The following is a 23,830-nucleotide window of genomic DNA, read 5'->3' as shown; positions in this document are numbered from 1 at the left end:
CTTGGCGATTAAATCCTTGAAAGACCCACCAACAACAAAAAACATACCAGCCTAAGCGCGGCCTTCGAACAACAGGCTGCCCGCTTCGCTGAGGCTTTGCGCCAACTTGAGCGCCGTCTCGGAAGGCAACTGGCGGATGACTTCGCCTGAGTCGGTGGCAATGACCTTGACCACCACCTGCCCTGTCGAATCATCGATGGAAAAATCCAGCTGACGTTGGCTGGACTGTACGAATTCGCGAATATCACCGACAGCCTTTTCCAGGTCTTCGCGCGTGTGCGGCTGACCGTCAGGCGCGGCGGCTTCCTGCACTTTGGCAGGGGTCTTGGCCTCCTTGTCCACGACAGGCGACGCAGGCACGACCGAAGGATACACCTGGTTCAGCTTGACACTGATGTCCATGCTCCGAACTCCTCACGTATAAAACGGCAAAAGGGCACGTAAACGCGCCCTTTCACCTTTTACTCAGGCGCCTGAATTACTGGAGCAGTTTCAGGACCGAGGAAGGCAGCTGGTTGGCCTGGGACAGGATCGCGGTGGACGCCTGTTGCAGGGTCTGCTGCTTGGTCAGCTCGGCAGTTTCCGAAGCGAAGTCCACGTCCTGCACGGTCGAACGGGCAGCGGTGGAGTTCTTCTGGATGTTCTGCAGGTTGTCAACGGTGGTTTGCAGACGGTTCTGAGTAGCACCCAGGCCCGAACGTACGCTGTCGATGGAGCCGATGGCCTTGTCGATAACCGCCAAAGCGTTTTGTGCGCTAGTAGCATCTGTAACTGTTGTATCAGAGATTTTAGTTTTCTGCGACGTAATCGACTCAGACGCATCAAACAGGTCCTTTACACCCGTACCGTTCAGAGAATAACCCTTAGCAGAGTCCAGCGATACCTGTCCAGTCACTACAATAGCATCAGCATCGGTTAGGGTAGCAGACAAAGCAGCAGAGTCGCTATATTCCCCATCCCCTGCCTTTGCCGCAACTTTTAGATTCGCCGCGTCGGCGTTATCACTCTTAAACTTAAAATTCTCACCGGTATCGGACTTGACACTTAGGGCACCAGTAGACTCATCGAAATTTACGCTGACACCCAACTTCGCAGCATTTGACTTCAGCTGATCTGCCAGACCAGCTACATCTGTAATACCTGTGAAGCTTACCGATTTGCCGTCTCCGACTGCTAACGAGAAGCTAGCAGGCTTATCTTTAGCGAGTCCAGACGTGTCAAATTTTACTTCAGTACTAGCAGTAGCACTAAGGCCACCAATTGCGCCATTCATTTGTGCTGCAATGGCTTTTGCTGACGCGCCTTTGGCAATCGTTAAGTCTACTTCTTGGCCGTTACCCGTCACTTTCACCGCGCCACCCGCTACGCCATCTTTGACAGGTTTAAGAGCAACGCTTTTCACTTGCTGAGAGCCAATGCTCTTAGCCGAAACGTTGTCCAGTGACAGATTGATAGTTTCATTGGCGTTAGCACCTACTTGGATAGCCTTGGTGCCGTAGGAGCCGTCCAGCAGCTTCTGACCACCAAAGGTAGTAGTATCGGAGATCCGGTTCAGCTCCGCGGTCAGCGCCTGATATTCATCGTTGTTCGACTTACGGTCTTCAGCGCTCAACGAGCCAGTGGACGAAGACAGGGCCAGGGTACGCATCTTTTGCAGGATGTCGGTCGAAGCCTGCATTGCGCCTTCAGCTGTCTGCGCGATGGAGATGCCGTCGTTGGCGTTCTTCACAGCCTGGCCCAGGCCGTTGATCTGGCTGGTCAGACGGTTGGCGATCTGCAGGCCGGCAGCGTCGTCTTTGGCGCTGTTGATACGCAGACCCGAGGACAGACGCTGCATCGAAGTAGCCTGAGCGTTGCTAGCCTTGTTCAGGTTTACCTGGGTAGTAACCGAAGCAATGTTGGTGTTTACAGTTAAAGCCATGACGAAATCCTCGTTGTATGGGTGCTGCGGCTTCCGGCCTTGGCAACCGCCGGATTGGCCTAGAGAACCTTCGTAATGGTTATCGTCGGATAGCCCGGTTGCTTGAGGGGTTTTTGCAAAAAAAAATGCTGGCATGCGGCCAGCCCTGGAAAATCAAGGGGTTAAGCGCGGAATTTTGGCGTCAAAAAGCGGGGTGGGTAGGTATGAGGGGGATGACGGCGTCTGGAGCGAGTCGAGGGATGGCCTGGCGAACTGAGGGCTGAAGAGGAGGTGGCGAAGGTTCAAGGTATGCAGCTTGGCGTCAGGAAATGTCGGGGCCGCTGCGCGGCCCCAGGTTTGCGCTTAGCAGCTGATCTTGGCACCGTCCGCGATGGGCCTTTAAGCAGCCCTGGAAGTTGGGCTCAACCCATTAAGCACAGGGACCAGCCCGAACCAAGGCAGAACGCCCCTACCCCACCGCGAACACATCAATCGCGATAAAGAATCGCTGAAGCCCAGGACAACCCTACCCCGAACCCACTCACAGCCACCCGCTTCCAGCTACCGTCGAGCATGTGCTTCTGCAGCAGCAATGGCACGCTGGACGACACGGTATTGCCCGTCTCCAGCATGTCTTTCACGAATTTCTCCGGGTGATGCTCCTCGAACCGGCGAGCTACCGCATCGACAATCGCCGCACTGCCCTGGTGGATGCAGAACGCATCAATGTCCGACGACTGCAACCCACTGGCATCGAGCAGCTCGTGCAAGTGAGCCGGTACCTTGACCAAGGCGAAGTTGAAGACCTGCCGGCCATTCATGAAGAACGTGCCATCGGACACCTTCAGGTGCTCGGCGCCCGAACCGTCGGTGCCAAATCGCGCCTCGCCCAGCTTCCAGATGGCGCCATCGGCCATCCAGGTGGCCGTGGCCGCATCGCCGAACAGCATGGTGGTATTGCGATCTTCCGGATCGACGATCTTCGAGTACGGGTCGGCGGTGATCAGCAGCCCGTTCTTCAGGCCCGCCGCCTCCATGAAGCCCTTGATCGCATACAGCCCATACACATACCCCGAGCAGCCCAGGGAGATATCGAACGCTGCCACGCGGGTAGACAACCCAAGCTTGCTCTGGACGATAGCGGCCGTGTGCGGCAGGCCCTCTTCATCGCCGTTCTGGGTCACCACGATCAACGCGTCGATCGACTGCGGATCGAGGTCGGGGTTGTTGGCGAACAGTGCCCGGGCGGCCTCCACGCACAGGTCGGAGGTTTCCTGCTCCGGGGCCTTGCGTGGCAGGAAGGACGCACCGATCTTGCCGAACATGAACTCTTCGTCCTTGCCGAACTTCGCACCCTGGACGTAGTTGTCCAGGCCAGCGGTGGGCACGTAACTCGCGATACTCTTGATGCCAATCATTCTGGCTTCCCAATGAAAACAGCCAAAGACCACCACTCGATCAATTGAGGGCGCCAAAAACCGGAGCGTCACCGCCTGGGGAGGGGATAAAGCAGCGCCTGCCTGCGCACCGGTAACAAAATGCTGCAACAGCTGCTGCATAGAATACAGGGAAGATGATCGTTTTGACTCATTGGTCACATTGAAATGCAACGAAAGTCAGGGACAGACGGCCAGAACGCGCCAGATCAGGACGTGGCCGACGGGTCATCTGGGCGGGTAAGTCGCTCTTGCCGACAACGCTGGGAGCGCCCAGCCATAGGCGCTAGGACGCGATCGAAAGCGCCCAGCAGGACCCTCAGGTCCTCCTGGGTACGCGCGCTCAGATCAAAGCTTGTTGAACAGGCTCAACTGCGAGATGCGCGAGAACGCCAGCTGAGAAGCCTCCAGCATGGCCTGTTGCAGGGTCAGGGTAATGGCCGCCTGCGACATGTCGGTGTTGCCGATCGCGTTCTGCGTGGTCTTGTTGGCAACCCCCAGGCTGGTGTTTTCCTGCCGCTGGATTTCCAGCGAGCTGCCACGAGCGCCAATCGAGCCGCGGGTGATGTCGACCTGCTCGCGCGCACTGGCCAGGTTGGCGATAGCCGAGGCCACCGCATCCTTGAGACCATTGGCAACATTGGCGCCGGTAACCGGCGTGTCCAGCGCCGCACGTAGCTGGCTGATGGTCTCCAGCACGTTCTGGTTCTGATGGGTATTGGCAGTCACCGCGAACTGATCACCGGCTTCGGGCGAACCACTGACCTGATAGGTGACCCCTGCCACCGTCAGGTCAGGCGCAGTGAACGTCCCCGTGCCAACCGGCTTGCTGTCCGCGGTCAACGGCTGGGCGTAGAACTCGTAACTGCCGGGGCCGGTGAATTTGATCACCGCTCCGCCATTGGGGAACGTGCTGCGGTACGCAGCCGGATCGGTCACGGTGCTGCCCGTCATCTGGGCGGTCGAGGGGTTGCCGGCGCCGCGGGTGGTCGTGAACGAATCGGCACGGGTGGTCAGGGAAAACTCGCGACCACTCACCGCCGCATCGGCATCGGCGCCCTCCTCCAAGGTCACGGTGACCTCGAACTCCACCCCGCGCAGGGCAATGCGGTTGGCCCCTTCGGTCTTGCTGTCGAAGTGGCCATTGGTCGGGGTTTCAGACGTGATGTCGTTACCGTTGACATCGGTGATCATGTATTGATTGGCGCTGGTGAACGTGAGCTTGTAGGGCTGGCCCGCCGCGAAGCTTTCGTTGTAGGTATTGCTGGATTTCAGCAACCCAGGCGATACACCGACCACGCCATCATCGACGGCAGGCACCAGCAGGTTCGACTCGGTGCGGCTCTTGTTCTTGGCCGAATCGAAAATACTGAAACCGGTGTCGTTGGTCGCCAGGTTCAACGTGTCCGACACCTGCAGGCTCAACTGGGTCTGGTCGCCATGGTAGCTGTAGGTCCCGTCGGAATTACGCACGTAAGGCGGCGTGGTGCTCTTGGAGCCGCCGAACATGTAGTCGCCATTGGCATCGCGGGAATTGAGCAAACCGAAGATATTGGCCTCGATCTCCTTGAGCTCGGTGCTGATCGATACCCGGTCAGCATCGGTCACGCCCGCACCACCGGCGCGGATCGCCAGTTCGCTGGCGCGCTGCATCGCATCGTTGATGGTGGAGAGCACGCTCTCCTCCTGCAGCAAGGCGTTGCTGACGGTGTTGATGTTGCCGCTGTACTGGTCCAGCAGCGATTGCTGCTGTTGCAGCAGCAGCAGGCGCGCCGCGCCGACAGGGTCGTCGGCAGCGGTCTGGATACGCACGCCGGAGGTGACTTGATCGTTGGTCTTGTTCATGGCGGAGAAGTTCTTCGAGTAGCTGTTGGCGCTGGATTCGTAGAACTGGGCAGTGGAAATACGCACGGTCGCTTCTCCTTACAAGGCGTTGATCAAGGTGCTGAAGGTTTCTTGCGCCGCCTTGATGATCTGCGACGACGCCGTGTAATAGTGTTGGAACTTGACCAGGTTGGCCGCCTCGTCATCCAGGTTGACACCGGACACGGCGCTGCGGCTTTCACTGGCCGACTTGAGCACGGCCTGGGTTGCCGTGGTATCGATGCTGGCCTGGCTGGCTTTGGCGCCCACCCGCTCGACCAGGGAGGCATAGGCGGAGGTAAAGCTGGTGCCGCCGCCGGAGCCAGTGTTCACCGTGGACTTGGTCTGCAGGCCCAGCAGCGCGGTGGCATTGCGGTTATCGGCCTTGCCATCGACATTGAACGACAAGGTAAAGCTGTCGTTGGTCGCCGGGCTGCCACCCAGGGTGGTCTCCAGCGCAAAGGTGCGCGGATTGCCGCTGGGGTCGAGAATCGGGTTGCCCGATGCATCACGCATCGGTATGGACAGCGAGAGCTTGTTGTCCTGGCCTGGCACCACGGTCCCGGTGCCGATCTGTGCGCCCTTGGCATCGAACAGCTTGTAGCCCTGGGACCCACCGCTGGCTGCGTCGAACACCACGCGCACCGGCATGGCGTCCTTGATCGCCTGCTGCGTCATGGCTGTGTCGGCACCGCCGTAGATATCCAGCGCTTGCCCAAGGTTGGGTTGGGTGATGGTGCCGGTGCCGCTGTTGCCGCTGCCAACAGCAGCGCTAACAGGGCCGGCGAGCGCCAGCTTGTTGGCATCGGTGAGCACCGTGGCAATACCGGTGGCGGCTGAACGGGTAGGAATTACTTTGAAGCTGTCGCCGGCGGCCAGCGCACCGCCCTTGAGGGACAGGCTGAAGCCATCGATGACCGGCGCAGGGTCGGCATTGAGGTCGAACGAGCCCATGTCGGTGCCGTCGGAACGGCGCACGCTGTACTGATTGCCGCTGGTGAACTTCACTTCGTAGTCGTAGGTGCTCAGGGCGCCGCTGTTGGCAATGGTGACATCGAGGTTGCCCGAACCTGCGCTGTTGTTCGACGAGGCCAGGCTGCGCTGGGCGATGGCACTGGCGCTGTTGATGCTGGAGAACAGCGAGCTGCCGAACTGGCCATTGGCGTCCAGGCCCTGGCCCAGCTGGCTGTTGATGCTGTCGGCGACGACCAGCGCCACGCGGCCCAGCTCGTTCATCGACGGCGTCAACACGTCCTGACGGTAGCGCAACAGGCCACCGATGGTGCCGCCGGTGGCCACCGAGGTTACGTCCGAGCTGAACGACTCGTAGTTGATGCGCAAGGTCGCCTGGCTCTTGTCAGCCACCCCCGGCTGAACCGACAGCGGGTTGGCCCTGCTCCCGGTCACCAGCGACTGGCCGCTGCCCAGGATCACATCGTAGTTGCCTTCACGCTCCTGAACGGTCACGCCCACCAGTTCGTTCAACTGGCGAACGGCCTCGCTGCGGGCGTCGAGCAGGTTGTTGGGCGTGCTGCCGGTGCCGCTGGCGGCCACGATCTGCTTGTTATATTCGGCGATGCTGGTGGTGAGCTTGTTGACCTGCCCCGCCAATGTATCGAGCTGGGAGTTGATCACATCGTTCTGCTGTGTCAGTTGGGTGCTGACGGCGTTGAAACGGTTGCTCAGGGTCTGCGCCTGGGTCAACAGCAATTGCCGCGAAGCCACATCGCCCGGTTTGGCTGCCGCCGTCTGCAGGGCCGAGAAGAAGGCCGTGAGCACCGAGCTGATGCCGGTGTCCCGGTCAGCCAGCAATTTGTCGATGCCGGTGATCTGGTCCTGGAATGCCGTGGAATCGGCTTGCAGGGAGGTCGCCGTCTGCAACTGATTGTCGAGGTAGGCACTGTAGATACGGCGCACGTCCGCCAGTGTGGTCCCACTGCCCAGAAAACCTGCGCCCATGTACTGCGAAGCGCCGGCCACTTGCATGGCCTGCTGGCGCGAATAGCCGCTGGTGGCCGCATTGGCGATGTTGTTACTGGTGACCGACAGGTGCGCCTGGCTGGCACTCAAGCCACTCAGGCCGATCGAAATCAGGCTCGACATGATGTAGTCCTTTTAAAGGTTCGTGGTGCTGCCAGCCATGGCGTATTGCGGTGTCTTCTGCATTTGCTGGGCGATGCTGATGATTTTCTTCGCATAGCCCGGGTCGGTCGCGTAACCGGCCTTTTGCAACTCGCGTGCAAACTGCTCAGGGTTATCGGCCGACTTGACCGCTTCTTGATAGCGCGAATTGTTCTGCAACAGGCTCACCAGGTCGTGGAAGCTGTCCTGGTAGGAGTCGTAGCTGCGGAACTGGGCGGTTTCCTTGACGAACTGGCCGTCGCGGAATTCGCTGGTGATGGCCCTGGCCTGTTCGCCCTGCCAGTTGCCGGTGGCCTTGATGCCGAACAGGTTGTGGCTGCTGCTGCCGTCGCTGTTGCGCATGACCGACTTGCCCCAACCGGTTTCCAGCGCAGCCTGGGCGACCAGGTAGCGCGGGTCGATGCCGATGCGCTTGGCAGCCTGTTCGGCCATCGGCAGCATGGTGGCAATGAACGAATCGCTATCGGTGAACGCCTTTTTCGGCGCCAGCGGCGGCTGGGCGATGGCGCGGCCGGTGATGCGCAGCCCGTTCTCGGGCACGGCAAAAACCTTGGCCGGTTGCTGGCCGTCGCGCACGGGGGCAGCGGGGGCCGCGCCGACAGGCGCGGTGGCCGCAGTAGGCACGATGCCCGCCAGCAGGCGGTCGGTAAGACGGCTGGGCAGCGCCAGGCGCCGCGCATTGAGCGCGGCGACGTCGTTGCGGGTGCTGGCCGCTTGCGTGGCGTGAACCGGGTCTGCGACCTTGCTGCCCCACAGCACCGGGCCGGCCTGCCCTCGCGGGAACGGGCTGGTATTGGCGGCGGCACTGCGGCTTTTGGTCAGCTGACGTACCAGCACATCCTGCAGGCCGATACCGCCACCCTCGCGGGACATGCTCACCGACAACTGTTGGTCGTACATGTCCCGGTACTGCTTGACCGTCTCGGTGTTCATCGGGTTGTCGTCGGCCAGGACATCGCTGGCCTTGCGCGAGGCCTTGAGCATCTCGCTGATGAACATCGACTCGAACTCCTGGGCCACCTTGCGCACGTTGGCTTCGCTGTCGCGGTCACCGTGCTTGAGGGCATTTAGGCGGTTGAGGTCGGTGAAGGCACCGCTGTCGACACTGCCGGAAACCAGGCTCTTGCTGTTCATCGACGCCGTCCTCAGATCACGATCAGGTCGGCCTGCAAGGCGCCGGCCTGTTTCAGGGCTTCGAGAATGGCCATCAGGTCACCGGGCGCGGCGCCCACCTGGTTCACCGCCCGGACGATTTCATCCAGCGTGGTACCCGGGCCGAACTTGAACATCGGCTTGGCTTCCTGCTCGGCATTGACCCGCGAGCGCGGGACCACGGCGGTCTGGCCGTTGGAAAGCGGGCCCGGCTGGCTGACGATGGGGTCTTCGGTGATGGTCACGGTCAAGCTGCCGTGGGTCACCGCCGCTGGCGACACCTTGACGTTCTGGCCGATGACGATGGTGCCGGTACGCGAGTTGATGATCACCTTGGCCACTGCCTGGCCTGGGTCGATTTCCAGGTTTTCCAGGATCGACAGGTAGTCCACCCGCTGGCTGGGGTCCATCGGCGCGCTCACGCGCACCGAACCACCGTCCACGGCCTGGGCCACGCCAGGACCGAGCAGGTCATTGACCTTGTCGACGATGTGCTTGGCGGTGGTGAAGTCGGGGCGGTTGAGGTTCAGGGTCAGGGTGTTGCCCTGGTTGAAACCGCTTGGCACTGCCCGCTCAACGCTGGCGCCGCCCGGGATACGGCCGGCAGACGGTACGTTGACGGTGATCCGCGAGCCGTCGCGGCCTTCGGCATCGAAGCCGCCTACCACCAGGTTGCCTTGGGCGATGGCGTAGACGTTGCCGTCGATGCCCTTGAGCGGGGTCATCAACAGGCTGCCCCCGCGCAGGCTCTTGGAGTTACCGATCGACGATACGGTGATGTCCACCACCTGCCCTGGCTTGGCGAAAGCCGGCAAGTCGGCATGCACCGACACTGCGGCGACGTTCTTCAACTGCACGTTGCCCGACCCAGGCGGCACCTTGATGCCGAACTGCGAGAGCATGTTGTTGAACGTCTGCAGGGTGAAAGGCGTTTGCGTGGTCTGGTCGCCGGTACCGTTGAGGCCGACGACCAGGCCGTAGCCGATCAACTGGTTGGAGCGTACGCCCGAGATGCTGGCGATGTCCTTCAGGCGCTCGGCTTGCGCCGCGCAGGCACAGGTCAGCAGCAAGGTGGCGGTGAGCAGTTGCCTCAGGTTGAGCATGGTCAGGGTACTCAGAAGGGCCAAAGCGGGCTCATGAAGAAGCGGTCCAGCCACCCGGGCTGGCTGGCATCGGCAAACGAGCCGGTACCGGAATAGGTAATGCGCGCATCGGCCACCCGCGTGGACGGCACGGTGTTGTCGGTGGCGATGTCGTCGGCGCGAATGAGCCCGGCGATGCGCACCAGTTCTTCACCGGTATTCAGGGTCAGCCACTTCTCGCCGCGCACGGCGATGATGCCATTGGGCAGCACTTCGGCCACGGTGACGGTCACCGAGCCGGTCAGGGTGTTGCCCTGGGTAGCCTTGCTGTCGCCCTTGGTGGTGCGATCCCCGCTGTAGCCGGCATCGAGCGACAGGTCGCCGCCGCCGAACGGGTTGTTGGTGTTCGGCTTGGCCCCGAACAGCGACGACAGGCCAAGGCTGGCCTTGCTGTTCTTCTGAATCTGGGAGCCTGCGTTCTTGCTGGCCGACGTGCGCTCGTTCAACGTGATGGTGATGATGTCACCCACACGGAACGCCTTGCGGTCGCCGTACAGGTTCTGCTCGAACCCGGCCTGGTAGATCGAACCGTTGTTGGCCGCTGCCGGCAAAGGGGTGCGCGGGAGCACCGGCGCATAGTACGGGTCGTTGGGCTTGGCCGCCGGGGCGACGCAGCCTGCAAGCAACACCGCACCGCCCAGGGCGAAAACGGACAACAGACGATTCATGATGCATACCTCGCGGGTGCTACGGAAGTTGCTGGGATCACAGCTGCTGGGTAACGGTCTGCAGCATCGAGTTGGCGGCAGAAATGACCTTGGAGTTCATCTCGTAGGCGCGCTGGGTGGTGATCATGTTCACCAGCTCTTCCACGGTGCTGACGTTGGAGTTCTCCAAGGTTTGCTGCAAGGTGGTACCGAAGCCGTTCAGGCCTGGGGTGCCGACCTGGGGGGCGCCGCTGGCGGCCGTTTCCAGGAACAGGTTGCCACCAATGGCCTGCAAGCCCGCCGGGTTGATGAAATCGGCGGTCTGGATGTTGCCGATCACCTGGGCGGCCGGGTTACCGGCGGTGGTGATGGACACGGTACCGTCCTGGCCAACGGTGAAGGTCTGCGCGTCGTTGGGCACGACGATGGCAGGCTCCAGGGCGTAGCCGTTGGCGGTGACGATCTGGCCATCGGAGTTGAGGTGGAAGGTGCCGTCACGGGTGTACGAAACCGTGCCATCTGGCTGCAGGATCTGGAAGAAACCGCGACCATTGACCGCCATGTCCAGCGGGTTCTCGGTGGTCTGCAGGCTGCCAGCCACGAAGCTTTTCTGGGTGCCGACGATGCGCACGCCAGTACCCACCTGCAAGCCAGAGGGCAGCTGGCTGTCCTGGGTGGACTGGGCGCCTGGCTGGCGACGGATCTGGTACAGCAAGTCCTGGAACTCGGCGCGATCACGTTTGAAGCCGGTGGTCGACACGTTGGCCAGGTTGTTGGAAATCACCGTCAGGTTGGTGTCCTGGGCGGACAGGCCGGTTTTGGCGACCCATAGAGCTGGAAGCATGTAAGTTCTCCTCGCGCGCCTGTTTTACGGCACCCGTTCAAATGTCATTAGCCGATTTGCAAAACCCGCGCCATGGCTTCATCGCCTTCCTTGGCCGCGCTCATCATCTTCACGTGCAGCTCGAACTGGCGGGACAACGCCAGCACCGAAGTCATCTCCTCGACTGCGTTGACGTTGCTGCCTTCAAGAAAGCCCGATACCACGCGAACATTGACGTCGGCATCGGCCGGCTGGCCGCTGGCCGTGTGGATCAGGCCGTCTGCGCCCTTGTTCAGGCCCTTGGTGTCCGGGTTGACCAGCTTGATGCGGTCGACCTCGGCCATCACCCGTGGGTCTTCGCCCATGGAACGAATGCTGATGGTGCCGTCGGCACCCACTTCCACCTTCTGTTCAGGTGGAATGGCAATCGGGCCGCCGTTGCCGATCACCGGCATGCCGTTACCGGCACGCAACACGCCCAGGGCGTCGATGTTCAGGCTGCCGGTGCGCACGTAGGCTTCGCTGCCGTCAGGCGCCTGCACGGCGATAAAGCCATGCCCGCTCACCGCCACGTCCAGGTCGCGACCGGTTTCGATCATCGGCCCTTCGCTGAAGTCGGTGGCCGGGCGCTCGGTCAGGGCAAAGGCCCGCGCCGGGAAGCTGTCGCCAAAGACCGGCATCGAGCGGGCCTGCTCCAGGTCACGCTGGAAGCCGTTGGTGGAAACGTTCGCCAGATTGTTGGCGTGGGCCTTCTGGGCCAGCGCGTTCTGGCTGGCGCCGGTCATGGCCACGTAAAGCAATTTGTCCACAGCATCTCCTCCGCGCGCCAGTACCGCGCTGTCATCAGGCAGGGTCAAGCAATAATCGAACCAGCTTTGCACCCCGGCGAATCGGGCACTTCAGCGCGACGGCTTTAGCGTCGGTGTCAGTTTGTTGGCATCGGATCAGCACGCCTGGATCAGTGATCGCGGCAGGCGCCGTTTTTATAGGGGCCGGCAAACCGGGTCCAGCCTGAACCCGGGTTGCCTTGGACGCAGATGTATCGCCCGGTGACCAGGCTTTGCCACAGGAAGAAAGGCCTCGGGGCGGCCTCTGCCCATTGGGCACTGCCGCCCCCTATCACCAGGAGCAAGGACAACAAACCGGCATGCTTCACCGACCTTGCCCTTGAACCCCACGTATCACGCCTGAGCACGTCATCAGCTCATCTGAATGATGGTCTGCATGATGGTGCTTTCGGTGGAAATGGTCTTGGCGTTGGCCTGGTAGTTACTCTGCGCCTTGATCAGATTCACCAGCTCGCCGGTCAGGTCGACGTTGGAATCTTCCAGCGAGGAACCTGCAATCTGGCCCAGGGTGCCGGTGTCCGGCGCGCCGATCACCGGGACACCCGACGAAAACGACTCTTGCCAGTTGGTGCCGCCAATCGGCGTCAGGCCCTGCATGTTGGCGAAGCTGGCAATGGCGACCTGGCCGATGACCTTGTTCTTGCCATTGGTGAAGTTGGCGAACAGGAAACCGCCCTTGTCTACCGACAGGCTGGACAGTTCACCGGTAGCGAACCCGTCCTGATCCTTGGCGGTCACGGCCGAGGCCGCGTTGTACTGGGTCATGCCCAGCATGTCGAGGCTGACGCCGCCGGGGTTGGCGTTGGCGCCGTTGGCCGACCACTGGCCGGCAGCGTTCTTCTGCGCGGGGATCCAGTTGTCCAGGTTGAAGGTCTTGTTGGCATTGATCGACAGGCCACCGGCTACCGGCCCGGCCGTGAGGGCATCGGCGTTGAGCGTGCCGTCGGACTTGAACGGCAGATCATTGATCAGCGGCTGCGTGGAGGTCGGGTCCTGTGGGTTGCGACCGTCGATGGTGCTGTACATCTTCCAGGAATTGGACGTGTCATCCTTGATGAAGTACTGGTTCAACTGGTGCGCATTGCCCTGGCTGTCGTACACGTCGCTTGAGAACGTGAAGTTGTAGCTCTTGACGTCGGCTGGGTCGAACGGGGTGACCGTAGGCGCGCCATCGCTGGACTTGAGGTTGACCGTCTGGTCGATCTTGGACGTGGCCTTGGGGGTGAGATTGGCCGTGTCGATCTGAAGGTTGGTCAATACCCCCTGGACCACCTGGCCATTCTCATCGACGCCATAACCTTGCAGGTTGGCGCCGCCGGCATTGACGACGAAGCCCTGCTTGTCACTGTAGAAGGCCCCGGCCCGAGTATAGATCTTCGAGCCGTTGTCGTTGAGCGCGAAGAAGCCGTTGCCGTCGATGGCCATGTCCAGTGCCTGGCCGGTGCCGTTGATGTTACCGGAGCTGAACTGCTGGGAAATGGCGGCGGTTCTTACACCGGTACCAATGGTGGTGCGGCCGGCGCTGGTGCCGCGAATGGAGCTTGAGTACTGGTCGGCGAATTCGGCGCGCGAGGCCTTGAAGCCGGTGGTGGCGACGTTGGCAATGTTGTTGCCGGTTACGTTCAGGGCCTTGTTGGCTGCATTGAGGCCACTTAAGCCAATGTTGTAAGACATACGCTAACTCCTGAAGATGTGCCCTAGGCCCTAGATGCCGATGCTTTGAATGGTGGAAAGTGGAACGCTGCCCAGCCCTGCCAGGTTCAGCGACATTTCGCCGCCGTTGGTGCCCATGGTCACGCTGGTGACGGTGGCCGGCAGGTTGGTGGTCATGGCCGTGGCCGTGCCGTTGATCGAGGCGGTGGCCTTGAAGCTGTAGGTGCCGGCCGGCAGGGCCTCACCGGCGTCATCCTTGCCATCCCAGGTGAAGTCCACCTTGCCGCCAGCCTGGGAACCCAGATCGAGGGTGCGCACCAGCTTGCCGTCCTTGTCGTACACCCCCACCGAGGTGGCGGTACTCGAGCCGGTCAGGTTCACCGAGCCCTTCATGTCCTTGCTGGTGTCGACCATGGCCTTGTCGGTCTGCACGATCACGTTGCGCCCGACCAGCGACGATGCCTGCAAGGCCTGGGAAGACTGAAACGCACCGGCGATGTAATTGACCGAGCTGTTCAGGGTCTGGATACCTTCCAGGCTGCTGAACTGCGCCAACTGCGCCACGAACTCGCCGTTCTGCTGCGGGTCGAGGGGGTTCTGGTTCTTCATCTGGGTGACCAGCAGCTGCAGGAAGGCATCTTTGCCCAGCGCACTGCCGGCGGCGCCGGTCTTATCGTCGTTCTTGCTTTCTTTGCGTTGCAGCGAGTTCAGGTAGCTACTACCGACGTCGCCTGTCGCATTGGTGGTGGTCATGTCGGCGTCCTATCACTGACCCAGGGTCAGTACCTTCTGCATCATGCTCTTGGCCGTGTTCATCAACTCGGCATTGGTCTGGAACGCGCGGCTGGCCGAGATCATGTCAGCCATTTCCTCGACCACGTTGACGTTGGGGTAATACACGTAGCCGTCCTTGTTCGCCGCCGGGTGGCTGGGCTCGTAGCGGGCCTCCAGGTTGCTCTGGTCCTCGACGATGCCGGTTACCTGCACGCCCTGCCCTGCCTCGCCCTGGTCCTCGAACAGCGACTGGCTGGTGCCGGCCTGGGTGTTCTGGAACGTGGTGGCGAACACGGGGTGACGAGCGCGGTAGGTCTGGTCGATGCTCGACGAGACCGTCTCGGCGTTGGCGATGTTGGAGGCGACGGTGTTCAGGCGCGTGTTCTGCGCGCTCATGCCGGAACCGGCAATGTTGAAGACACTGGAAAGGGACATGGTCATTCTCCCCGCAGGGCTGACACCAGCCCTTTGAATTTACTGTTGAGCAACGTGAAGCTGGCCTGGAAGCCGATGGCGTTTTCGGTGTAGTTCGACTGCTCGATCTGCGCGTCCACGGTGTTCTGGTCGATCGAGGGCTGCATCGGCGTGCGGTACTTGAGGGCTTCGTCGCTAAGCGCCACGCCGTCGGCCTCGATGTGCCGGCTGTTGGTGCGCTCCAGACCGAAGCGGCCGCCGTTCTGCTGCTTGTCGCTTTCGGCGGCCAGCACAGAGGCGAAGTCCAGGTCACGGGCCTTGTAGTTGGGGGTGTCGGCGTTGGCGATGTTGTTGGCCAGCACTTCGGCGCGTTGCGCACGAAAGCCCAGGGCCTTTTCATGGATACCAAGCGCCTTGTCGAAGCTGATGCTCATGTCGGGGAAACCTTCAGCGGTTGACCAGAGTGTCGTTGCCGAAGGTTTTAGCAAAGCTTGTGCCAACATCTGCAAAGCCCGGATTCAAGGCCTTGCAGGCCTGCTCGCGAGGATGCGATGCCAGAAAAGCGGCAAACCACACGTGGCCGAATGGCCACAAGCGGCAAAAAGAAGCGCACTTGAGCGGCAAAACAAAAATTTGACGTCAGCGGCAGGGCCGACTCAGTGAAGGCCGCTGACAAGACGTCTTGTCAGCGCCATATACGACTCAGGCCTACTTGGCCTGGTAGATGATCCCCGGGCTGCATTGCACCATCTGGTAATGATCCGGCAGGCCGTTGAGGGCTTCGGATGCGCCCAGGAACAGGTACCCGCCCGGCTTGAGCGTGCTGTGGATGCGCAGCAGGATGTCTTTCTTGACCTGGGCCGAGAAGTAGATCAACACGTTGCGGCAGAACACGATGTCGAATTTGCCCAGGCTTGCATAGCTGTCGAGCAGGTTGAACGAGCGGAACTCCACCCGGTTGCGAATCGCCGGCTTGATGGCCCAGCGCCCCGGCCCCTTGGGGTCGAAGTAGCGCTGCAGGCGCTCGGCCGACAAGCCGCGGGCTATCGCCAGGCTGTCGTATTCGCCAGTCTTGCAGTTGTTGAGCATGGTGCCCGACAGGTCGGTCGCAACGATCTGCGCGCCCATTTTCAGCTGGCCCAGGTTGCTGCGTTCGAACTCGTCGATGGCCATGGAGATGGAGTACGGCTCCTGGCCCGACGAGCACGCCGCCGACCACATGCGCAGGCGCTGGCCGGGGTTGTTGCGGATGAACTCGGGGATGACCTTGTTCTTGAGCACCTCGAACGGGTAGGTATCGCGAAACCACAGGGTTTCGTTGGTGGTCATGGCGTCGACCACCTGCTCGCGCAGGCCGCCACGCGGCTGCGCCTGAATGCGCTGCACCAGCTCGCCCAGGCTCTTGATGCCCTGCTGCTCCATCAACTTGTTGAGGCGGCTGGACACCAGGTACTGCTTATTCTCGCCCAGCAAGATGCCACAGGCTTTTTCCAGAAATACCCGGAACTGTTCGAAATCCAAATTACCCGTAGACACTGCTGCCGCCTCTTTTCAATCACTGTGGCCGGGGCGAACCCCGGCGCCTTTCAATGCGCTGCCTTGATCCGGTCAACCACGCGCTGGGCCAGATCATCCGGCCGGAACTTGGCCAGGAAGTCATCGGCGCCCACTTTCTTGACCATCGCCTGGTTGAACACCCCGGACAGGGAAGTATGCAGGCAGATGTGCAGCTTTTGCATGCGCGGGTCGCTGCGAATTTCCGCTGTCAGGGTATAGCCGTCCATTTCCGGCATCTCAATGTCGGAAATCATCATCAGAAACTCTTCTTCGGGCTTCTTGCCTTCGTCCACCAACTGGCGCAGGTAGTTCAAGGCCTGGCGACCGTCATTGAGCGCCACCACCTCGACGCCGACGGTCTGCAGGCAGCGGCTGACCTGCTTGCGTGCCACCGACGAATCGTCGACGGTCAACACCCGCAGCATCACGGCCTTGTCCTGCACCTCGGCGTCCACCACACCCGCCGACACCGACTCCGAAGACGGCGCGACCTCGGCCAGCACCTTCTCCACGTCGATGATCTCGACCATGCGGTTGTCCACCCGAGTGACTGCCGTCAGGTAGTGATCGCGGCCGGTCCCCTTGGGTGGCGGATGGATTTCTTCCCAGTTCATGTTGACGATGCGCTCGACCGAGTGCACCAGGAAGCCCTGGGTCTTGGTGTTGTACTCGGTAATGATCACGAAACTGCTGCGCGTGTCCTCCTGCAACGGGCGCAGGCCGGTGGCCATCGACAGGTCAAGGATCGGGATCGTCGCGCCGCGAATGTTGGCGACGCCGCGCACTACCGGGTGCGCCTTGGGCAGAATGGTCAGCGCAGGGCATTGCAGCACTTCCCTGACCTTGAAAACGTTGATGCCATAAAGCTGTTCGCCGTTGAGGCGGAACAGCAGCAGTTCCAGGCGATTCTGCCCTACCAGCTGTGTGCGCTGGTTGACCGAATCCATAACCCCCGCCATGCCGAACTCCTTACCTGTCAGCCATTCGTTGCCACTCACTCAAGAAGTCGGCACGGGCTTTGCTTTTTTGAGCGCCATGTACATGAAAACGACAGTTTCCCGACGATTGACGCGCCTGCTGGCTGGCTTGCTGGCCGCACTGTGCCTGCTGGTACCGGTTCGCACCTGGGCGGACGCGTTCACCATGCCTGAACAGCTTATCGGTGTCACCCAGGGGTTTCTTGAGTTCACCGTCGAAGATTATCTCGCCACGACCCAAACGGCCGGCCGCTACGAGATCCAGGTCAACCCGTTGGACCCACGGTTGCGCATGCCCCTGTGCAGCCAGGCGCTCGACGCCTCGTTGGAAAGCCCGAGCGTGCCGCTGGGGCGGGTGACGGTGCGTGTGCGCTGCGACGGCGCGGCGCCTTGGACCGTGTTCGTGCCCGCCACTGTTCGCTTGTTCCGCGAGGTGGTCGTGGTCACCCGCCCGCTGCGACGGGACAACGTGGTGAGCGAAGGTGATGTGGCCCTGCGCGAACGGGACGTCGGCACGCTGGGCCAAGGGTTTCTGACCGATATGGGCCAGGCGGTCGGCATGAAGATGCTGCGCCCGACGGTGATGGATCAGGTGCTGACGCCTCAGCACCTGGAGCAGGCGGAGGTGGTGCGCAAAGGCGATCATGTGGTGATCGTTGCCCGCAGCGGCACGTTGAGCGTACGCATGCCTGGCGAGGCGCTGAGCAAAGGCGGCATCAGCGAGCAGATTCGGGTGCGCAACCTCAATTCCAAACGCGTGGTCAAGGCCATGGTGACAGGCCCGGGCCAGGTCGAGGTGAGCATGTAAGCCAGTGGGCGAAAGCCGCTGGCGCACGGGAACCGCTTTTTTTAGACTGTGTCAGAAAACGGGTAACAGGCTGTCGCTCAAGACAGCCACGCATTTGTGCCTAAAGTTTATCGTGAGTTGGCCGAAAACAAGGCAAGCGTCCATAAACCCAGAGGTTTTCTGATCATGGTCATCGACTTCAGTCGTTTGAATAATTCCCCGGCCGTCACCGGCGGCGTACGCGGCAGCAATGCCCCTGGCAGCACTGAAAAGCCGGCCGCCAGCCAGGAAACAGTAAAGGGCGCGGGTGCAAGCGGAGAAGCCGTACACCTGAGCCCAGAGGCCCAGCAGTTGCAAAAGATCAGCGACAAGCTGCGCGATGAACCCGTCGTCAACAGCGCCAAGGTAGCCCAGCTCAAACAGGCCATTGCCGACGGCAGCTACCAGGTTGATGCCGGCCGGGTCGCCAGCAAGCTGCTTGATTTCGAAGCACAGCGTTGACCGTCGGGTGCGCTGACTTCAATGGACGCTTGAAAACCGGGAGTTAGCCATGCATGACACCACGCTGCTGCAACTGATCGAACAAGACATCGCCCCCATGCAGGAGCTGCTCGAGCTGCTGCAGAACGAGGCCGTCGCGCTGCACGGTCGCGACATGCAGTTGCTCGAGCAGATCCTGGCGCGCAAACAGTCACTGATCATCCTGCTCGAACAACACGGCCAGCGCCGTGGCCAGTTGCTGACCGACCTGGGCCTGAGCGCAGACCGCGCCGGCGTACAGGCGGTGGCGGCGCAATCGCCGCACGGTGACGTGATGCTGGAGCGACTCGATACGCTGGCGCAGCTGATGGATGAATGTCAGCAGGTCAACTTGACCAACGGCCGTATCATTCAGGTTCAGCAACAGGTCACCAACAACCAGGTACGCATTCTCATGGGCGGTGACTCACCCTCGCTCTACAACAGCCGCGGCAGCACCTCGCCCCTGACCAAGCCGCGCGCCCTCAGCCAAGTGTGATTTCCCTATCAAGGCACGGCACATACTGGCAAAATGCTGTTAATTGCCTGTGTCGCTTTTGCCTGGAGAACGTCAAGCCGTGTTCAATGAATCCGATGCCCCGCAACCGCCCAAGGTGCTGAGCACACCCTTGGAAATTGCGGCCAATTTACGGCAGCTCCAGGAAAGTCACGACCCCCTGATCATCACCTTCCATGACCGAGGCCATCGCTTCCAGAGTTACGTGGTGGACGTCGATCGGGAAAACAATGTGCTGGCGCTTGACGAGCTGATCCCCCGCGACGGTGAGAAATTCATCGAAAACGGCGAGCATTTCCGGGTGGAAGGCTTTCATGATGGTGTGCGCATCGCCTGGGAATGCACCCACGGCTTGCGCATCAGCGAAGTGGACGGCCATCGCTGCTATCGCGGCGGCCTGCCACTGGAGATGACCTACCACCAGCGCCGCAACGCATTTCGTGCCGCGCTGAAGCTGTCGCAGCTGGTGGACATCATGCTTGATGGCACGCACCTCAAGGGCAATGGTGCCTTGCGTGGCAAGTTGCTGGATGTGTCAGCTACCGGGTGCAAGCTGCGCTTTGACGGTAATGTCGAGGATCGCCTGCAGCTGGGTCAGGTCTATGAACGCTTCAAGGCCGGCGCACCGCTTGGGTTGGTGGATACCATGGTCGAGCTGCGCCATCTGCATTATGAAGAGCGCATCAATACCACGTTTGCTGGGGTTCGTTTTCATAACCTCAGTGGGCCTGCCCAGCGCAAGGTGGAGAGTTTTGTCTATCAGCTGCAGCGTGAGGCGCGGCGGTTTGATAAGGACGATTATTGATTTGCAGCTGGCGGTTTGGCCCCCGCGGCCTTTCAGCAGTTTGGGTGCTATCACTGAGTTTTAAAGCGTGGGTATGGGCGCTTAAAACAGTGTAGGTATTCATTGGCGAGGGTGGCGCGCAGTCACCCTTCCGCCCTTACGGCGGCTCACTTTTTGTCTTGTCAAAAAGTAAGCAAAAACCGCCTGCTCCTATCATACGGCCCCTGCGCTGCGCTCCGGGGTTCCCTCGCTCCGGGCTTGCTCCGGGAGGACCGCGCTGCAGGCCCCATCCTGGGGCCCAGCGCTTGACAGGCATCCATGCCTGTCACCTCCCTGCGCAAGCCCTGCGCTCGGCCTCCTGAAGTCGCGATCTGCGGCGCCTGGGCTACCGCGCGCTTAGAAGCAGCAACAGCAACAGCAACAGCGCATGTCTCTGATTTCATGCTCAAGCAGCTGTCCCAAACTTCCCCCACATTCAAACCGGCTTGTCCCCCTGAAGCTCCTCCTGCGGCGACTCGCTGTCTTTCTCGGTCTCCTCCGTATCCTCGGCCGCTACCGGTGTCTGCATCACATCCTGCACGGTCTGCTCATCCACACGTGGGTCCAGCGCTGCCGACAGAGGCGAGCCGGCGGCGGGCATGGCGACGTGGCCCAGAGGGGCATCCTGGACCTGGTGCAGGCCAGTAACGGCTTTTGGACGGATGCGCCAGACCAGCACCAGGGCAAAGAATACGAAGAAGGCGTACAACATCTGCACCCCCAGCACTTTCATCAGCACGCCAGCAGCCAGTGGGCCGATGCACGCCCCCACGCCGTAAGTCACCAACAACATGGCAGTCAGCGAAACGCGGCGCTCGCTCTCCACGTGGTCGTTGGAAAAAGCCACGGCCAGCGGGTACAGGCTGAACTGCAACAGCGACACCACAAAGCCCATGGCGAACAGCAACTCCAGCGGCACGTCGGGCAGGATCGCCAGCGGCGCGGCGGTCACAGCCAGCCCCACTGCGACACTGCGAATCAGTACCGCACGGTCGTAACGGTCCGACAACCAGCCCAGCGGCCACTGAACCACCAGCCCTGCGAAGATGCAGCAGCCCATGAACAGACCGATCTGCTCGGTGCTCAGGCCCTGGCTGGCGGCATACAGCGGAGCAAGGCCGTAGAACGACCCGACGATCAAACCCGAACCCAGTACGGTACTGAGCGACTGCGGTACGCGCTTGATGAAGAACTTCGGCTCCATGGGGGCCGGACGCAGCGGCGCAGGGTGGATGCGGCGGGTCATGGCCACTGGCACCAGGCACAAGGCGAAGCACATCGCGACCAGCATCAGCAGCTCAAGCCCCAGCTCAGGGTGCACCACCAGTATCAGCTGACCCAACACCAGGCCCAGGTAGGACGCGATCATGTACCCACTGAATACCGCGCCCCGGTACTTCACGTCCGCCTGCTCGTTGAGCCAGCTTTCGATGACCATGTACTGACACATCATGCCCAGGCCCACGATCATCCGCAGCCCGACCCAGGCCGGCAGCCAGTTGGTCAGGCCATGCCCAAGCACGGCGGCGCCGACGATCCCGGCGCAGGTGGCATAGGCGCGTATATGCCCTACTCGGCCGATGAGCCGGTGGCCGACCTTGCCGCCCACGGCAAGGCCGAAGTAGTTGGCCGCCATCAAGGCACCGACCCACAGGCTATCGACGTTGTCGGCAGCCAGGCGCAGCGCCAGGTAGGTACTGAGCAGGCCCGAGCCGATCAACATCATCAATGCAGCGAAATACAACGACTGAAACGGCTTCCAGATAGTGCGCATAAATCCCTTCGGCTCCTGGGTTGAGCTGGCAGTGGTACGTGCAGAATAAAGGCTTACGACAGGCGTTGCAGGCCCCGTGCTGCAAAATCGAATAGTCCCTCGTCCGTGGCCAGGTGATAGACGGGGCAGGCCACGCCACAGGGCACCGACGAACTTGGACAGCAGTCATTCGCGCAAGGTCATACCGTTTGCCGGTAACGGCAGGGCTGTCTTGTAGCGCACCTGCTTGAGCGCGAAGCTGGAACGAATGTTGGCAACGCCCGGCAGGCGGGTCAGGTAATCCAGAAACCGCTCCAGTGCCTGAATGCTGGGCAGTAGCACACGCAGCAGGTAGTCCGGGTCGCCAGTCATCAGGTAGCACTCCATGACCTCGGGCCGTTCGGCGATCTCTTCCTCGAAGCGGTGCAATGCCTGCTCTATCTGTTTTTCCAGGCTCACATGAATGAATACATTCACATCCAGCCCCAGCACCTCGGGCGACAACAGCGTGACCTGCTGGCGAATGACGCCAAGCTCCTCCATGGCCCGCACCCGATTGAAACAGGGCGTAGGCGACAGGTTGACCGAACGTGCCAGCTCGGCGTTGGTAATGCGGGCGTTTTCCTGAAGGCTGTTGAGAATGCCGATATCGGTACGATCGAGTTTGCGCATGAGACAAAATCACCGGTTTTTTGTGTTTATGCGAAATGTTTATCTGGCCTGCTCGCCAAAGGCAATCAACTAGAGAGAAATATTCTGCGCCGAGGCAACTAACATGTAGTTAACGCTGACCTGCTGGTCACGAGCCGGCACTCAGCAGCGACCGCTTCAAAGCTCACAAAAACAAATACCCGAGCGAGCGTAAACAGCATGAACGAGTACGCCCCCCTGCGCCTGCATGTGCCCGAGCCTACCGGCCGGCCAGGCTGCCAGACCGATTTTTCCTACCTGCGCCTGAATGACGCCGGCCAGGTCCGTAAACCGCCCATCGACGTAGAAGCCGCCGATACCGCCGACTTGTCCGGCAGCCTGGTGCGCGTGCTGGATGAACAGGGCAATGCCCAAGGCCCCTGGGCCGAGGACATTGACCCCCAGGTACTGCGTCAGGGCATGCGCGCCATGCTCAAGACCCGGATCTTCGACAGCCGCATGGTCGTCGCCCAGCGCCAGAAGAAGATGTCCTTCTACATGCAGAGCCTGGGCGAAGAAGCCATCGGCAGTGCCCAGGCACTGGCGCTGAACCGCACCGACATGTGCTTTCCGACCTATCGCCAGCAAAGCATCCTGATCGCCCGTGACGTTTCGCTGGTGGACATGATCTGCCAACTGCTCTCCAACGAGCGTGATCCGCTCAAGGGCCGCCAGTTGCCAATCATGTATTCGGTACGCGAGGCTGGCTTTTTCACCATCAGCGGCAACCTGGCGACCCAATTCGTGCAAGCGGTGGGCTGGGCCATGGCCTCGGCCATCAAGGGCGATACCAAGATCGCCTCGGCCTGGATCGGCGATGGTGCCACCGCCGAATCGGACTTCCACACCGCCCTTACCTTCGCCCACGTCTACCGCGCCCCAGTCATCCTCAACGTGGTCAACAACCAGTGGGCGATTTCCACGTTCCAGGCCATCGCTGGCGGCGAGTCCACCACCTTCGCCGGCCGCGGCGTGGGCTGTGGCATCGCCTCGTTGCGCGTGGACGGCAACGACTTCGTGGCCGTCTACGCGGCCTCGCGCTGGGCAGCCGAACGCGCACGCCGCGGCCTCGGCCCCAGCCTGATCGAGTGGGTCACCTACCGTGCTGGCCCGCATTCCACGTCCGATGATCCGTCCAAGTACCGCCCTGCGGACGATTGGAGCCACTTCCCGCTGGGCGATCCGATCGCTCGCCTGAAGCAGCACCTGGTCAAGATCGGCCACTGGTCCGAAGAAGAACATCAGGCGACCACGGCCGAATTCGAGGCTGCCGTGATCGCCGCGCAGAAGGAAGCCGAGCAGTACGGCACCCTTGCCAACGGACACATCCCCAGTGCCGCTTCGATGTTCGAGGACGTGTACAAGGAAATGCCGGACCACCTGCGTCGCCAACGTCAGGAACTGGGGGTCTGA

23 protein-coding genes are annotated in these 23,830 nt (G+C 61.3%); 5 read left to right on the top strand and 18 right to left on the bottom strand.

What is annotated here, in order from left to right:
* Window positions 1-51: 51 nt before the first annotated feature.
* The 16 genes from FH041_RS01915 to FH041_RS01835 all read right to left on the bottom strand — a co-directional run bounded on the left by FH041_RS01915 (window position 52) and on the right by FH041_RS01835 (window position 17,310).
* Window positions 52-402, bottom strand: a complete 351-nt coding sequence (locus FH041_RS01915; protein WP_028688013.1) for a flagellar protein FlaG — start codon at window positions 400-402, stop codon at window positions 52-54.
* Window positions 403-478: 76 nt separating this feature from the next.
* A complete protein-coding gene (locus FH041_RS01910; protein ID WP_140175077.1) occupies window positions 479-1,921 on the bottom strand; it encodes a flagellin in 1,443 nt (480 codons plus the stop codon).
* 467 nt (window positions 1,922-2,388) lie between these two features.
* Window positions 2,389-3,318, bottom strand: a complete 930-nt coding sequence (locus FH041_RS01905) for a ketoacyl-ACP synthase III (RefSeq protein WP_023533948.1) — start codon at window positions 3,316-3,318, stop codon at window positions 2,389-2,391.
* A gap of 366 nt (window positions 3,319-3,684) precedes the next feature.
* Window positions 3,685-5,247 carry a flagellar hook-associated protein 3 gene (locus FH041_RS01900; protein ID WP_140174129.1) on the bottom strand — a complete coding sequence of 521 codons (1,563 nt, stop codon included), beginning with the start codon at window positions 5,245-5,247 and terminating at the stop codon, window positions 3,685-3,687.
* A gap of 12 nt (window positions 5,248-5,259) precedes the next feature.
* Window positions 5,260-7,302, bottom strand: coding sequence for a flagellar hook-associated protein FlgK (flgK, locus tag FH041_RS01895; protein ID WP_140174128.1), 2,043 nt, complete (start codon window positions 7,300-7,302; stop codon window positions 5,260-5,262).
* Window positions 7,303-7,314: 12 nt separating this feature from the next.
* Window positions 7,315-8,475 carry a flagellar assembly peptidoglycan hydrolase FlgJ gene (gene flgJ, locus FH041_RS01890; RefSeq protein WP_027915937.1) on the bottom strand — a complete coding sequence of 387 codons (1,161 nt, stop codon included), beginning with the start codon at window positions 8,473-8,475 and terminating at the stop codon, window positions 7,315-7,317.
* An 11-nt stretch (window positions 8,476-8,486) separates the two neighbouring features.
* Window positions 8,487-9,596 (bottom strand): flagellar basal body P-ring protein FlgI, encoded by a 1,110-nt coding sequence (locus FH041_RS01885; RefSeq protein WP_023533921.1) that lies wholly within the window; start codon window positions 9,594-9,596, stop codon window positions 8,487-8,489.
* A gap of 11 nt (window positions 9,597-9,607) precedes the next feature.
* Complete coding sequence (gene flgH, locus FH041_RS01880; protein WP_023533931.1) at window positions 9,608-10,303, bottom strand: flagellar basal body L-ring protein FlgH; 696 nt, start codon at window positions 10,301-10,303, stop codon at window positions 9,608-9,610.
* Window positions 10,304-10,340: 37 nt separating this feature from the next.
* Entirely contained in the window at window positions 10,341-11,126 is a 786-nt protein-coding gene (gene flgG / locus FH041_RS01875) for a flagellar basal-body rod protein FlgG (protein ID WP_023533986.1), read from the bottom strand.
* Between the two features lie 47 nt (window positions 11,127-11,173).
* Window positions 11,174-11,914 carry a flagellar basal body rod protein FlgF gene (locus tag FH041_RS01870; protein ID WP_023533964.1) on the bottom strand — a complete coding sequence of 247 codons (741 nt, stop codon included), beginning with the start codon at window positions 11,912-11,914 and terminating at the stop codon, window positions 11,174-11,176.
* A 390-nt stretch (window positions 11,915-12,304) separates the two neighbouring features.
* Entirely contained in the window at window positions 12,305-13,627 is a 1,323-nt protein-coding gene (gene flgE, locus FH041_RS01860) for a flagellar hook protein FlgE (RefSeq protein ID WP_049695617.1), read from the bottom strand.
* Between the two features lie 30 nt (window positions 13,628-13,657).
* A complete protein-coding gene (flgD, locus tag FH041_RS01855; RefSeq protein WP_027915934.1) occupies window positions 13,658-14,359 on the bottom strand; it encodes a flagellar hook assembly protein FlgD in 702 nt (233 codons plus the stop codon).
* Window positions 14,360-14,371: 12 nt separating this feature from the next.
* Complete coding sequence (flgC, locus tag FH041_RS01850) at window positions 14,372-14,815, bottom strand: flagellar basal body rod protein FlgC (RefSeq protein ID WP_023533977.1); 444 nt, start codon at window positions 14,813-14,815, stop codon at window positions 14,372-14,374.
* Between the two features lie 2 nt (window positions 14,816-14,817).
* Window positions 14,818-15,228 (bottom strand): flagellar basal body rod protein FlgB, encoded by a 411-nt coding sequence (gene flgB, locus FH041_RS01845; protein ID WP_023533958.1) that lies wholly within the window; start codon window positions 15,226-15,228, stop codon window positions 14,818-14,820.
* A 274-nt stretch (window positions 15,229-15,502) separates the two neighbouring features.
* Window positions 15,503-16,330: a protein-glutamate O-methyltransferase CheR gene (cheR, locus tag FH041_RS01840; RefSeq protein ID WP_023533991.1), complete on the bottom strand. Its 828-nt coding sequence runs from the start codon at window positions 16,328-16,330 to the stop codon at window positions 15,503-15,505.
* Window positions 16,331-16,380: 50 nt separating this feature from the next.
* Complete coding sequence (locus FH041_RS01835) at window positions 16,381-17,310, bottom strand: chemotaxis protein CheV (protein ID WP_023533940.1); 930 nt, start codon at window positions 17,308-17,310, stop codon at window positions 16,381-16,383.
* Between the two features lie 76 nt (window positions 17,311-17,386).
* Here FH041_RS01835 and flgA point away from each other — a divergent pair, with 76 nt between their 5' ends.
* From flgA to FH041_RS01815, 4 genes are all read left to right on the top strand, one after another.
* On the top strand, window positions 17,387-18,136 hold the full coding sequence (gene flgA, locus FH041_RS01830) for a flagellar basal body P-ring formation chaperone FlgA (protein ID WP_110607044.1): 750 nt from the start codon (window positions 17,387-17,389) through the stop codon (window positions 18,134-18,136).
* Window positions 18,137-18,301: 165 nt separating this feature from the next.
* The gene (gene flgM / locus FH041_RS01825) at window positions 18,302-18,616 is read left to right on the top strand and encodes a flagellar biosynthesis anti-sigma factor FlgM (RefSeq protein WP_023533930.1); all 315 of its coding nucleotides are present in this window, start codon (window positions 18,302-18,304) and stop codon (window positions 18,614-18,616) included.
* 49 nt (window positions 18,617-18,665) lie between these two features.
* Entirely contained in the window at window positions 18,666-19,133 is a 468-nt protein-coding gene (locus FH041_RS01820) for a flagella synthesis protein FlgN (protein WP_027915932.1), read from the top strand.
* A 79-nt stretch (window positions 19,134-19,212) separates the two neighbouring features.
* Window positions 19,213-19,956 (top strand): flagellar brake protein, encoded by a 744-nt coding sequence (locus tag FH041_RS01815; protein WP_027915931.1) that lies wholly within the window; start codon window positions 19,213-19,215, stop codon window positions 19,954-19,956.
* Between the two features lie 454 nt (window positions 19,957-20,410).
* On the opposite strand, the gene FH041_RS01810 is transcribed toward FH041_RS01815, so the two are convergent.
* Window positions 20,411-21,748, bottom strand: a complete 1,338-nt coding sequence (locus FH041_RS01810) for an MFS transporter (protein WP_088523371.1) — start codon at window positions 21,746-21,748, stop codon at window positions 20,411-20,413.
* Window positions 21,749-21,913: 165 nt separating this feature from the next.
* Window positions 21,914-22,399: a Bkd operon transcriptional regulator BkdR gene (gene bkdR, locus FH041_RS01805; protein ID WP_023533792.1), complete on the bottom strand. Its 486-nt coding sequence runs from the start codon at window positions 22,397-22,399 to the stop codon at window positions 21,914-21,916.
* 198 nt (window positions 22,400-22,597) lie between these two features.
* Here bkdR and FH041_RS01800 point away from each other — a divergent pair, with 198 nt between their 5' ends.
* Entirely contained in the window at window positions 22,598-23,830 is a 1,233-nt protein-coding gene (locus tag FH041_RS01800) for a 3-methyl-2-oxobutanoate dehydrogenase (2-methylpropanoyl-transferring) subunit alpha (RefSeq protein ID WP_027915929.1), read from the top strand.

It is taken from the genome of Pseudomonas sp. SWI7, from assembly GCF_006351945.1.
GTDB lineage: Bacteria > Pseudomonadota > Gammaproteobacteria > Pseudomonadales > Pseudomonadaceae > Aquipseudomonas > Aquipseudomonas fulva.
The sequence above is the reverse complement of the archived record's forward strand: the minus strand, read 5'-3'. Positions and strand labels throughout refer to the sequence as shown.